This window comes from Pseudomonas sp. P4_C4, assembly GCF_056402055.1.
On the sequence record NZ_JBFUID010000101.1, the window covers coordinates 1 to 13,427 of the forward strand.

Here is a 13,427-nt window from a genome sequence, read left to right on the forward strand (position 1 = left end):
TCAGCGTGTAGGTGTAGCCCGAGAGCGAGGTCCAGACCGTGTCGTTACCGGCACCGGCGAGCTCGGTCACCACGTCCCCAAGGTCGGTGACTTCGTAGACATCGTCGCCAACACCGCCGGCCATCGTGTCGGCACCCGTACCCCCGATGAGAATGTCATTGCCCGCGTCACCATTGAGGATGTCGTTGCCGCCCAAGCCGCTCAGGATGTCGTTGCCACCACCTCCGCTGGCCAGGTCGTCGCCTATTGTGCCGGTGAATATGTCGGCGCCGGCGGTACCGACAAACAGTTCGCCGACCACTGTCGTTGCGGCAGAAGTGACCCGCTCAAGTGTGCCGAGGTCATCGACGTAACTCGCGACGACCCGCAGTTGCAGACCGGTCTGCGCCGGGCTGGGCGTGAAGGTCGTGCCCGTCTCGCCGGCGATGTCGGTAAAGAGCGCACCGCTCCCCACCTGCCACTGATGGGTAATCACCGAGGTCGTGGTCCCGTTGGCGTCGGTGAATGCATCCGTGGCGGTCAAGGCCGAGCCTGGCGTCGGGGTCGTATCGCTGATCAGCACCGTGCCAACCGGCAGGACATTGACGGTGCCGGTACCGGCCGGCGTGATCGGTGCGGTCGGCGCCGAGAACACCTCCTCCAGCACGCCATTGGCGTCCTTGTAGACCGCCCTGACGCGCAGCGCCAACCCGGCTGCCACGACGAGTTCCGGGATAGCCGGCACGGCGCCAATGAGGGTCGCCGGTGGTGCGATCCTGAGTTCCGAGCCCACTGTGGCGGTCGTACCCTCCGCGCGCGAGACCTCTCCGGCGGCAAAGAAGGTGATGTCTTCGAAGACGCCCGAGCCCGGGCGCGCTTCGAACTGCCAGAAGAAACTCATGGGGCTGGTGATCGCGCCGCCGGTCGCGGTATTGTCGGCATCAGTGATGTCTGCCGCCGATACCGTCAACACCTGGCCGACGGCGGGCGTGGGATCGTCGATCCTCAGCGAGCCGACTGGCGCCGAGTTCAAACCGCCGAGCACGAGCGCCTGATCGGCGAACTGCAACCGCTCGATATTGCTGAGGGTGTCGGTCCCGTCCCTGCCAGCGACACTGTCGATGACCGTAAAGGTGCCGTTGACGTTTTCGATCACGGTGTAATCCGCAAAATTGCCGGAGAACAGCGCCGTGTCGAAGTCAGGACCGGGCGCCGTCAGGATTTCACGGACGATCTGGAGCTGGCCGGGGTTATAGGTGCCGTTCAACATGAGCGGGACCAGTGGCGTCATGTTGTCGAAGGTGGCGATTTCCGGCCCGGTGCCATCGATGTTCTGCCGCACACTGATGCGCACGTTGAGCCACTTGTCGCCGTCGATGATGTCATCGCCGCCACGGCCTTCGATGACGTCGCTGCCGGCGCCACCCAGGACGATGTTGCCCCCGTCGAACTTATCGTCGGCTGTGCCGGCGATGCCATCCGCGCCGTTGCCGGCGCTACCGACCAAGTCCCGCAGACCGCTGATGAGGTCGAAGTTGGTGAGTACGCTGCCCTTGGCGCCAGCGATGGCGAGCAAGTCGGCAGTGGAGTCATCGCCGCTGAGGAAATCGGCGTGGGCCGATCCCGACAGCCCTTCCACCAGGTCCAGACGGGCAAGGATCGACGCGTTGGAGCCAGGCACCGCCGGTTGATCGAAGAAGCGCAGCCTGGAGTTGAGGCCGATGGTCACGCCGGCCGGATCGTCCTTGAAGGTCGCCCAGTCGTAACCGGAGAAGCCGATGAAACGGTCCGCCTCGCTGGGGCTGCCGATCATGATGTCATCACCGCCCTCCCCGTCGAAGTTGTCCGGTCCGCCATCGCCCATGAAGACGTCGTTGCCATTGATCGGATCGTTGCCGAATGGGTCGAAGTTGTCGCCGGCAACACCATCGGCGGATCCGCCCTGGATCCAGTCGTCACCTTCGCCGCCTCGCGCGAACTCGTTCGCCTTGCTGCCGAGGATGAAGTCGTTGCCCAGGCCGCCGCTGGTGTCAGCCGCGTCCTCGCCGGTGATGATGAAGTCTTGACCGGCCTGGCCGAGGATCAGGTTGAGGCCGTTGCCGCCCTGGATGACGTCGTTGCCGTCCTCGCCGTGGATGACGTCGTCGCCGCCCATGTCCGTGATGATGTCGTCACCGGTACCGCCAAAGAGTTGGTCGTTGCCGTAGCCGCCATCGATCCTATCGTTGCCGGCATCGCCATAGACCGTGTCGTCGTCCGAGTCGCCGGCAATGAGGATGTCGTTGCCGGGCGTGCCGCCCAGTACGACCGTATCGGCACCGGTGTAGTGCAGGTAATTGGTATCCAGACCCGGCGTGGCGGGGTTGTCGCGGATCACCAGCGGCGTGATGAAGTCAGTGCGCGGTGAGCCAAACGGGTGGTCCGACGGGCCAAACGGATCGGCATTGGCCGGCAGATCGTCGAGGGTGCCGACAATACCGTCGAGACCGGCAATCACACTCGGGTTGTACTGGTTCGCCTGGTTGACCTCCAAAGTGTAGGCCGGCGTCAGGAAAACCCTGCCCGAGAGGTGTGTTGCGTCGGTATTGGTCATCACCAGATTGGCGAACGTGTTGTTCTCCAGTTCGGCGCCAAAGTCCATCGAGGCGGTGCGTTCCAGATAGTAGAAGCGGTCGCCGTCCTGGAGTTTCTCCATCTGGTTCTCGAAGACGAAGTTGAAGGTCGAGCCGAGCATGCCGCCAAAGGGCATCTTCTCCTCGGCCAGCCCACCAACCCAGAAGTCGACGTTGTCCAGACCGGTGATGGTCACGTCGTCTGCGGTGTTCAGAACACCGTCCGCACCCGCGGTGCTGGCCCAGGCACCCGTGCTGTTGAGGAAGTCGACACGGTCGGCCGGTGCGGTCGCGCCGCCTAACACCAGGTCCGCAGCCGCGGCGCGCTTGTCCGCCAGCGTGATGGCGCTGGTGATGGTCGAGTGCGTGCCGTAGGCGGCGATGAAGTTGATCAGCGATTCCGGATGCTTCATGTGCTGCACGAAATCGGCCCAACTGGTGTAAGGCTTGAGTTCTGAGTCGCCAGTAGGCAGATAGAACTCCCGCCGCGCCGCGTTCAGGGACGGAATGCCGGTATCGCGGCCGCGCGCCAGGTTGATGGCGGGCAGGTCGAGCGGCAGACCCAGCAGGTTGTTGCGCAGGGCTTCAGTGACGAACTCGTCGATCTCGTTGCCCACCTGGCGGGTCACGCCGCGCACGATGGCACCAGCCGCCTGTTCCGGGGTCGGACCGCTGCCAGCGAACTCGAGCGGGTTGAGGAAGGCCTGAATCAGCCCGATATCGCTCGAAGCGAAGTTCGGATCCAGCCGGTCGACCTGCTCCAGCAGCATCGAGTGCCCGAAGCGATAGACGGTGTGCGCGAACTCGGCAACGATGCTCGGATCGATCGCAGTGTCGTACACCTGGCCCGGGGCGAAGAAGGGATCGACCATCGGCTGGATCGTACGCGCGAACTCCTCGAACACCAGGTGCTGGTACTGCATCTCGGTGCCGAACTTCGCCGTCTGGAACAGGCGCTCGCCGTTCCAGTCAAGGGTCGAGGTGTCGACGGGAACGGCAGTGACGGGCGTCAGCAGCCACTCGTTCAGGAACGACACATCGCCACTTGCCGCTGTCGCCAGGACCACCGCCATGGTGTGATCGACCAGGCGGTTGTGCTCATGGTGAAAGATCGAATGGACGGTGGTCAGGCCGATGTTCTCGTTGACCCGGCCGTCGCCGGCAATGTAGTGCGCGTCCAACAGTTCGTTGTCGTAGAAGCCCGGCGCAGGCGTACCGCCAACAACAGTGTCCACATCGGGCAGGAGTGCTGCGCCGGTCACGTCGTCGATCGGAACGGCGGTGTGCGCGATGTCGTTGAGGAAGGCATGGCCGGTGCGCGCGGCGTTGACCAGGCTGATGGGCGCCGCCGGATTGCCTTCAACGAGCACATCGTCGGCCGTGCCGGCAATGCCGTCCGGGCCCAACATCACCACCTGCGGAAAACCGTTCGGGCCCTTGATGAAATTGCCGTAGGCGTCGGTCGCCAGCAATGGCACGTTGTTGAAATCGGCATCAGTGAGATTGATGCCGAGCAGATCATGGGCTTGCGCCTTGACCACCTTCCAGGTGGCCATGCCACCGATCCCGACGTCGTCGGCCGTACCGAACACGCCATCGGCGCCCAGATCACGATTTTCGATCAACTTGCCGGTGGCCACCGGATCGCCCGCTGCGTTGAGCTCATAGGCACGCAGGAACACCTGGTGCGAAGGATGCGAGCTATAGGTCTGGTTCTGGTCGACAAACGGCGAGGTGGTGTTGGTGTTCTCGTGGATGTCGTCGGCCGTGCCCAGGATGCCGTCGGGGCCGGGTTGATTGGTGGCGCGGGTCAGCACCATGAAGTTGGTCGGGCTACCTGGCACGAACAGCGGGTCATCCGGCTGCAGCGGAACGAACACGGTGCCCGAACCGCCCTTGGTGACGAGGTCCAGGCCATGGTCGAAGAACTGGCCGAAGAAGGTCATCCATTGGTTGAAGGGCGCGGTCAGGCCCGCGTCGGGGCTCACGTTCGGATCGAAGAAGGTCTGGAACGTCGTGCCGTCGGTGCGGGTTCCGGTAACCACCTGAGCACCAACTTTCAAGACATCATCAGCGGTGCCGAGGACGCCATCCAGACCGGGATCGAAGGTGGCCGCGACCGCCGCCGGGTTGTTGGCGGTCTGGTCGACGATCAGGTTGCTGATGGTGCGCGGCTGCGAGTCGATCACCAGGCCGCTGGTCTGGGTGTAACTCGTACCGGCGTCGGCCGTGCGGAAGTCCGGCGTGGTCAGGCGCGGGAATACGTTATCGGCGGCACCGAACTCGGGATGGAGCAGGTTGTTTTCCGTCCCTTCGACCGTGCGCAAACCGAATGGCATCCGTATGTTCGGCAGCAGAGAAACCATGTTCTCACCAGCCGCGTTGTGTTCCGCTATCTTGATCTGGTCAAGGATGAACGCCAGGTCGGATTGCGTGTAACGCACACCATTGCTGGGGGCAGTGGTCTGCGGATCAATCAACGAAGGCGCCGCTGCGGGGGCCGGCGCCCCGGCCACTACTGCCGTAGTCGGTGCCGAGAATACCTGCTCGGTCACGCCATGATCGTCGGCATAGATGCCTTTGACGCGCACTGCCAGGCCGGCAAGATCCGACGTCACCGTGAGTGTGGGCGCGTCTGCTCTGGTAAATCCGATACCGATGCGGCCTGGCCCGAGGATGATGTCCTCGAAGACGCCCGAGCCCGGTGCCGCTTCAAACTGCCATACGTAACTGATGGAATTGTGGATCGCCCCGCCCGCGTTGTCGCCATCGGTGAGGCCTGCCCCCGACACGGTCAGTATCTGGCCAACGGTCGGCGCGGTGTTATCCACCGTCAGTGCGCCTACCGGCTCAGCGTTGAGCCCCGGCACGAGGACCATGGACTGATCGGAGAACTGCAGCCGCTCGATGTGGGTGAGACGGTCGGTTTCTTCCTTGCCGACATTGTCGGTCACGGTGACGATGTCATCGGAAAAGTCGAGCGCAGTGCCGTTATCGTTGACGGAGACTGTGTAGTTGGACAGCGGGCCCATGAAGTTGACGGTGTCGAAGCCACCCACGCCCGGCAGGATCTCACGCACGGCGACGAGCTGGCCGGGATTGTAGGTGCCGTTGAGCATGAGCGGGATCATCGGCGTCATGCTGTCGAAGCTGGCGATCTCCGGCCCGGTGCCATCCACGTTCTGACGCACGCTGATGCGCACGTTGAGCCAACTGTCGCCGTCGATGAGGTCGCTACCGCCACGGCCTTCGATGATGTCGCTGCCATCGCCGCCGAGGATGATGTTGCCCGCGCCGAACTGATCGTCGGCCGTCCCCCCGATACCGTCGGCACCGAAACCGGCGCTGCCGACGAAGGCCCGCAGGCCGCTGACGAGATCGAAGTTGGTGAGGATGCTGCCCCTGGCCGTGATGTTGGCGATGATGGCCGCGTTTTGTTCATCGCCGCGCAGGAAGTCGGAGAAGGCCGACCCCGACAGGCCCTCCACTTCCGCGAACCGGTCATAGACCGAATCGGCCGATTGCGCAAACGCGCCCACGATATTGCCCGCGGCATCGGGCACAGGGTGATAGGGACTGAAGAACGGGACGACCATGTCGACGGTCACGCCGTACTTGTCATTCTTGTAGGTGGTCCAGTCGAACCCGGACATGCCGTCCATCTTGTCCTGAGCGTCGCTGGCGACGAAGGTGTCGTCGCCGCCTTCACCGATCATTTCATCGAATCCGCCGGTGCCGATGAAGATGTCGTTACCGGGCACATCGTCGGACAATGTCGGGCTCATGTTATCGCCGGGTGCACCGTCCTGGGTGCCGCCCTCGATCCAGTCGTCGCCTTCGTTGCCGGTCGGCGCGAGGTTGACCTTGGCGCCGAGGATGAAATCGTCACCCGCGCCGGCGAAGGTCATGGTGATGTCTTCGGTGGTGATGATGAAGTCTTTGCCAGCGCCGCCGAAGACCAGGTTGTTGAGGCCGAGGGTCGAGTTGCCGGCCTGGATGACGTCGTTGCCGTCCTCGCCGCGCAGGGTGTCGCTGCCGCCGATGTCGGTGATGATGTCGTCGCCGGTACCGCCAAAGACGTTGTCGTTGCCGTAGCCGCCGTCGAGGCGGTCGTTGCCGGCGTCGCCATAGACGGTGTCGTCGTCCGAGTCGCCGGCAATGAGGATATCGTCGCCGGCCGTGCCGCCAAGCACGACCGTATCGCCGCCGGTGTAGTGCAGGTAGTTGGTATCCAGACCCACTGTGGCGGGGTTGTCGCGGATCACCAGCGGCGTGAAATGGTCAATACGTGGTGAGCCAATCGGATGGTCCGACGGGCCAAAGGGGTCGGCGTTGGCTGGCAGGTTGTCGGCAGCCTCATTGACTGGTGTCAATGGATTGTCGACCAGTATGCCATCCGGCCCGGCCACCACGCTTGCGTTGAACTGGTGCGTCGGGTCGGTCTCCAGGATGAAGGCCGGTGTCAGGAATATGTTAGCCGACAGGTGTGTTGCGTCGCTGTTGAGCATTACCAGATTGGCGAACGAATTGTTCTCAAGCTCAGTGCCGAAATTGAGTCCCGCGGTGCGGGCCAGGTAGTAGAAGCGGTCACCATTCTGCAGGTTTTCCAACTGGGTTTCGAAGACAAAGTTGAAGCTCGAACCCAGCTGACCGCCAAAGGGCATTTTTTCCTCGGCCAGGCCGCCGATCCAGTAGTCGACGTTGTCCAGGCCGGTGATGGTCACGTCGTCTGCGGTGTGCAGAATACCGTCCGCACCGGCATTGCTGCTCCAGACGCCGGTACTGTTCAGGAAGTCCAGGCGATCAGCCGGCGCCGTGGCGCTGCCGAACACCAGGTCAGCAGCCGCAGCGCGCTTGTCCGCCAGCGTGGTGGCGCCGGTGATGCTCGAATGCGTGCCATAGGCGGCGATGAAGTTGACCAGCGATTCCGGGTGTTTCATGTGCTGCACGAAATCGGCCCAGCTCGTGTAGGGGGTCAACTGGCTGTCGCCGGTCATGTGGTAGAACTCGCGCCGCGCCGCGTTCAGCGACGGAATGCCGGCCTCGCGGCCGCGCGCCAGGTTGAGCGCGGGCAGGTCCAGCGGCAGGCCGACCAGGTTGTTGCGAAGAGCGTCAGTGACGAACTCGTCGATTTCGTTGCCGACCTGCCGCGTAATGCCGCGCACGATGGCGCCAGCCGCCTCCTGTGGGGTCGGGCCGCTCGCAGCAAATGCCAGCGGGTTGAGGAAGGCCGCGATCAGGCCGGTCTGTTGATTGCCCGGGTCAACCGGGTTGCCGTCGCCGACGACGTTGAAGTTGGGGTCGAAACGATCGACCGTCTCCAGCAGCATCGAGTGGCCGAAGCGAAAGACCGTGTGCGCGAACTCGGCGACGATCGACGCGTCGATCGTGGTGTCGTTACCCATGGGTGCCAGGAAGACATCCACTTGCGGCTGGATGGTGCGCGCGAACTCCTCGAACACCAGGTGCTGGTACTGCATCTCGGTGCCGAACTTGGCGGCCTGGAACAACCGCTCACCGTTCCAGTGCAGGGCCGCGATGTCGGCCGCCGTCACCGGCAACGCCGCCAGTTGGGCGTCGGGCATCAGCCATTTGTTCAGGAAGTCGAGGTCGGCGGAGGCCAGCACCGTCTCCTTGGTCTGGTCAACCAGGCGGTTGTGCTCGCTGTGGAAGATGGAATGCACCGTAGTCAGGCCGATGTTCTCGTTGACCCGGCCATCGCCAGCGATGTAGTGCTTGTCGAGCAGCTCGTTGTCGTAGGTGCCGGGTGCTTGCGGGCCACCAATGACGGTGTCCGCGTCAGCCGTCAGGCCGCCGGTTGGATCGGCGCTGTGCGCGATGTCGATGAGGAACTGGTGACCGGTGCGCACAGCGTTCGTCAGGCTGATCGGTGCAGCCCGATTACCCTCGACGAGCACGTCATCGGCGGTGCCGGCAATGCCGTCCGCGCCCTTCATCACGACTTGAGGGAGACCGTTGGRCCCCTTGATGAAGTTGCCGTAAGCATCGGTCGCCAGCAGCGGTACGTCGAACACGTCCGCATCGGTCAAGTTGATGCCGAGCAGATCACGGGCCTGGGCCTTGACGATTGCCCAGGTGGCCATGCCGCCGATTTCGACGTCATCAGCGGTGCCGAAATGCCCATCGACGCCCAGGTCACGATTGGTGATCAGCTTGCCGGTGGCGACCGGATCGCCGGCGGCGTTGAGCTCATAGGCGCGCAGGAATACCTGGTGCGAGGGATGCGAGCTGTAGGTCTGGTTCTGGTCGACAAAGGGCGAGGTGGTGTTGCTCTGCTCGTGGATGTCATCGGCGGTGCCGAGGATACCGTCGGGGCCGGGCATATTGGTGGCGCGCGTCAGCACCATGAAGTTGGTCGGGCTACCCGGCACGAAGAGCGGGTCGTCTGGCTGCAAAGGAATGAAGACTGTGCCGCTGCCGCCCTTGGTGACCAGGTCCAGGCCATGGTCGAAGAACYGGCCAAAGAAAGTCATCCATTGGTTGAACGGCGCGGTCAGGCCCGCGTCCGGCGTGATATTGGGAATCTGGAAGACGGAAACGTCGTCGGCGGTGCCGAACAGGCCATCCAGACCGGGGCTGGTGACGACTTGTGAATCCGGATTGGCCGCTGCAGCCGCGACTGCCGCCGGGTTGTTGGCGGTCTGGTCCACGATCAGGTTGCTGATGGTGCGCGGCTGCGAGTCGAAGACGAAACCGCTGGTCTGCTGGTAGGAGGTCGGCGTGGTTCCGCCAGGATCGGCGGGGCCGAAGAAGCCGACCGGCTGGACCTGCGCGGTATTGAACACCGGCGTCGTCATACGCGGAAAGAAATTGTCGGCGGCACCGAACTGGGGATTGGCCAGGTTGTTGTCGATGCCGGAGACGGTGCGCAGGCCGAAGGGTACTTCTACGTTCGGCAGCATGTCAGCCAGACTCGCGCCTGCCGCATTCCGTTCAGCGATGAAAATTTGTTCGAGAATGAACTCGAGATCGGACTTGATGAAGCTGGCCATGGCTGTTTCCTCGATGCTTGACTAATCAGGAAACCACACGCATAAAACACGGCTGCAAACGCGTGGTTTAGTGCTGAACCCCATAAATAAAAATCTAAAATTGAACGACGGGACCTGGTACAACGGCCGCACCGAGCCCTTACTGAATCGCATGCGATCAGCAGTGCTCGACTGAGGATCAATTCCCCATGACAACCGTAACTACAGGCTGGTATTGCGCCTCAAGGAGGCGACGGCCCATGAACGCAGGTTGAATAGATGGCGTAACTTACTAAAGGCCCCGTCACGTATCGGGGCTCTATGCGTCTGTCCATATTGCTCTCTCAGGCATAGGGGGCTTGTCACAGATGCCACACATCCAGCGATCAGAGTCATTGGTCGGAATAGGCTCGCGAAGATCGCCATAGTCCGGAAGTTCCTGAGGGGTGATGGCACGGTTCTGCGTCCATGCGGCTTCGTCAACAAGCCTTTTATCCATGAGCAAACTGGCAACGACTACGAATTGACTAGTCTGTATTGGAGACGGGTTCCACACGCCTGGTGGCGGAGTCAGGAAATCATTAGAACCGCAGGTTTGGTTTCGATTGAGTGGAACACTCGCGCTGTTGTACTGAAAATTGTACTGGAGCGTTTTCTCAACAGAGATTCCAAGTGAACTGAGCTTGACTTGAACGCCAAGCGTACATTCGTTTCCATCCTGGCCTGTATGGCCGTAAAGTGACAGTACAGGGCGCGAATGACCGACCACACTATTGGTAATAACCCCCGGCTGCTTTTGCCGGAGATAGCGATTACCCAGATTGATCGAGCATCTTTTTTTTAAACTATTCATCGCGCCTCCCGCCTTCAACCTCAAACGCTAGCTATACACTCCATTAAAAATGAGTATTGAGGGGCTACCCGGATGTGTACAGAGACGAAAGCCCAATCAAATTCTGAGACCTTGGTCAATGATTCGGATCAGACCTTGGTCGAATCAGACACTGGCCAAACGTCCAGTAGCGCAGTGCCCGGGAGCCAGGGCACCCGGGCGAAATTGCGCCATTTGAGCCGCTCAACCCAGTTCGTCATCTGCGCCACAATAATTCTGGGTTTGACCATGACGCTCGTTGGAAACCTCGTAAGCCAGAGTATCGAAGATGCAACGGTTCAAACGGCGGCGGAGACGGGGGCGCGTTATATGCAGAACTTTCTCGAACCCTTCGTCCAGGGATTAACCACTGCCAAAGAACTCCCCGATGGCACTATTCAGACCATTGATCACCTGCTGTCCAGCACCTCGTTCAGTACACATGTTGTCTCGGTGAAAATCTGGCTTCCAGACGGCACGATTGTCTACAGCACCGACAAATCAGCGGTCCAAAAACATTTTCCGACAGTGGAGATCTCACAGGCGCTGACAGGCAAGATCTATACAGAACTGGACAGTGATCTTGAGGATGATACTGCGGATGATATTGAGGATGCTTTTGAGCGAAGCCTGAATATTCCGCTCTATGAAATTTTTGCTCCACTGCGCGAAGCAGGTACTGGAAAGATTATTGCGGTTGGTGAGTTCTACGAAACCGCGGAAGCGTTACAGCGCGAAATCAATAACGTTCGCAAGAAAGTATGGGCGATTGTTGGTGCAGCAACGATGGCCATGCTTTGGCTGTTATTTTTTATCGTTCGGCGTGACGACAAGATCATAAAGCAGCAGGAATCAGCACTTAAATGGCGAATGCATGAGCAAGCAAAGTTGCACTCAAATAATACCGCCCTTCAGCGCAAAGTCACTACAGCTAATCGTGAGTTTTCCAGAATCAATGAACTCACTCTCCGTCGGATCGGGGCAGATCTTCATGATGGTCCTGCTCAGCTGTTGTCGCTTATTCTCCTTCGCCTTGAAGAGCTCGAAGATTCGCAAGGCGCCTCGGATGGGGAAGTCCTCGAAATGATAAGACGTGCCGGCGAGGATGCTTTAAACGAAGTGCGGGAAATATCACTCGACCTGGCACTTCCGGAAGTCAATGATCTGAGCCTGCACGATGCGCTGGTATTGCTTGCCGGGCGGCACGAAGAGCGAACCGAGACGCGAGTCGAACTGCAGCTTGATACGCTTGCGGACGATGTACCGATAGCCCATAAAATTTGTATTTACCGCTTCGCCCAGGAAGCATTGAACAATGCCTATATTCACGCCGGAGGAAAAGGCCAAAAACTCAGCGCCTCTCACTTCGAAGGGCTACTGGAAGTGCAAGTCGAGGATGCAGGAGTGGGTATTCCAACCGAGAAACCGAGTGTGCCAGGTCGAGGCAGGACTCATCTGGGCCTTGTCGGCATGCGCTATCGCGTCGAATCCCTCGGCGGAATATTCATCATTGAATCGGCGCCCCATGCCGGAACCAAAGCCAGGGCGCAGTTCAGAATCTGATCATCCGTGACAAAATGATCGTTGCACCCAAGTAACCGCAAGCGCTTATCGCCCGTTACTTGTCTTACCGTTGTCATTCAAGTCGCGGCGTTGAAGAGCACCACATAAGCTGGGTATATGGTCACTCTCCCAATGCCGTCTCACTGCTGCGACTGCCTGCGTCCGGTTACGAACCCGTAGCTTGTACATGACATTCGTCATATAGTGCTTGATTGTCTTCTCGCAGAGCTCAAGCTTGATAGCAACCTCGCGGTTAGTCAGGCCCTTCGATACCTCCCGGATAACTTGTTCTTCGCGATGGGTCAGTTCGACCTTTTGCTTATCACCCGCGTGCTTTCTGAAGCTGCCTAAGAGCTTGCTGGCAAGCTTGGGTGTAATGAAGGTTTCACCACCGGCAACCTGTCTGATGGCTTGTACAAGTTCACGACCGCTTATGCCTTTCAACGCATATCCCTGCGCGCCTGCTTCGAGGGCGGTATAGGCGTCCTCGATGGACTCAGATACCGTCAGCATCAAAATTCTAACTGCCGGTGAAGAAGCTGAGATCGCTCGCACGGCAGCAAAGCTATCGCCCGGCATATTTACATCCATCAGCAAAACATCCGGAGCAAAACGAGCGGCAATTTCCAGGGCATCTTCGGCAGACCCGCCCTGCCCGACCACCTGAAAGTCAGCTATTTTCTTCAGCGCCATTGTGACCCCATCCCTTAACAGCGGGTGATCATCAACGATGCCAATCTTGATCATGGAACTCATAAGAACTCCTCATAAGAGCCGATGGAGCTGCATAGTGGTGTCGCACGTTTCATTTTTCACCCCTCGCGCCATGCCCAATCCGGCAAGCCCCGCCGTCTCCATGATGTCCGGGACGACAGCTGTTGCGGGTACCCAAGGGGGTTGCAACTAATGAGCCATTTCAATAGGGCGAAGATAAAGTTCAAATGAATTAACAGGCTGTTTCTGAGTGTTTGAAGCGAGAGAAAGGGTGAGGGGGGGATATTCCTCAAATCAGGTGGTAAACGCCCGGTTGGGTGGGTGTAATGCCCCACTTATGGAGATACCGACCGCTTTTGCTTGGGGCTGATGGCCCTGAGGCGACGTGGATTCAACCGGTCGATGCAACAGATTGAGCCAGTCTGTTGCATCGACCGGTTGAATCCACAGCCAATACCCGACATTTCCCCCTGGCTCGATAGCAGGCATTTTCGGTCCACGTACTGTCACAACCACCGCGCGAAAAATCCGTCATGACATGTCATGACCTCCTTCAGAAACGGACTTTGACCAACAAATACGGGGTTTAAAGGACGAATGGTCGAGAGGGCGCGGGGAATTGCCGGGAGTTTGCAGCCACTACAGGCTTTTCAGTTTCAGGCAGGCACGTTCGTCGCGGTGCAGTGAACTTCACTC

General features: G+C 60.2%; 6 protein-coding genes. 3 read left to right on the forward strand and 3 right to left on the reverse strand.

Features of this window, described 5'->3' with window-relative positions:
- On the reverse strand, positions 1-8,935 hold an 8,935-nt coding region (locus tag AC1DXW_RS29895; RefSeq protein WP_477760832.1), incomplete at its 3' end, for a peroxidase family protein.
- 120 nt (positions 8,936-9,055) lie between these two features.
- Between AC1DXW_RS29895 and AC1DXW_RS29900 the strand changes: the two genes are divergently transcribed.
- Both AC1DXW_RS29900 and AC1DXW_RS29905 read left to right on the forward strand, forming a co-directional pair.
- Positions 9,056-9,205: a hypothetical protein gene (locus tag AC1DXW_RS29900; protein WP_477760833.1), complete on the forward strand. Its 150-nt coding sequence runs from the start codon at positions 9,056-9,058 to the stop codon at positions 9,203-9,205.
- 127 nt (positions 9,206-9,332) lie between these two features.
- The gene (locus AC1DXW_RS29905; protein WP_477760834.1) at positions 9,333-9,629 is read left to right on the forward strand and encodes a hypothetical protein; all 297 of its coding nucleotides are present in this window, start codon (positions 9,333-9,335) and stop codon (positions 9,627-9,629) included.
- A gap of 273 nt (positions 9,630-9,902) precedes the next feature.
- On the opposite strand, the gene AC1DXW_RS29910 is transcribed toward AC1DXW_RS29905, so the two are convergent.
- Positions 9,903-10,436 carry a hypothetical protein gene (locus AC1DXW_RS29910; protein ID WP_477757198.1) on the reverse strand — a complete coding sequence of 178 codons (534 nt, stop codon included), beginning with the start codon at positions 10,434-10,436 and terminating at the stop codon, positions 9,903-9,905.
- A gap of 72 nt (positions 10,437-10,508) precedes the next feature.
- Here AC1DXW_RS29910 and AC1DXW_RS29915 point away from each other — a divergent pair, with 72 nt between their 5' ends.
- On the forward strand, positions 10,509-12,017 hold the full coding sequence (locus AC1DXW_RS29915; protein WP_477756970.1) for a sensor histidine kinase: 1,509 nt from the start codon (positions 10,509-10,511) through the stop codon (positions 12,015-12,017).
- Positions 12,018-12,062: 45 nt separating this feature from the next.
- Here the strand turns inward: AC1DXW_RS29915 and AC1DXW_RS29920 are convergent, their stop codons facing one another.
- Entirely contained in the window at positions 12,063-12,773 is a 711-nt protein-coding gene (locus tag AC1DXW_RS29920; protein WP_477760835.1) for a response regulator, read from the reverse strand.
- Positions 12,774-13,427 lie beyond the last annotated feature (654 nt).

Bases quoted from the DNA above. Each gene is read 5' to 3' on its own strand.
- AC1DXW_RS29910 (WP_477757198.1), bottom strand. From the start codon at position 10,436: ATGAATAGTTTAAAAAAAAGATGCTCGATCAATCTGGGTAATCGCTAT.
- AC1DXW_RS29915 (WP_477756970.1), top strand. From the start codon at position 10,509: ATGTGTACAGAGACGAAAGCCCAATCAAATTCTGAGACCTTGGTCAAT.
- AC1DXW_RS29920 (WP_477760835.1), bottom strand. From the start codon at position 12,773: ATGAGTTCCATGATCAAGATTGGCATCGTTGATGATCACCCGCTGTTA.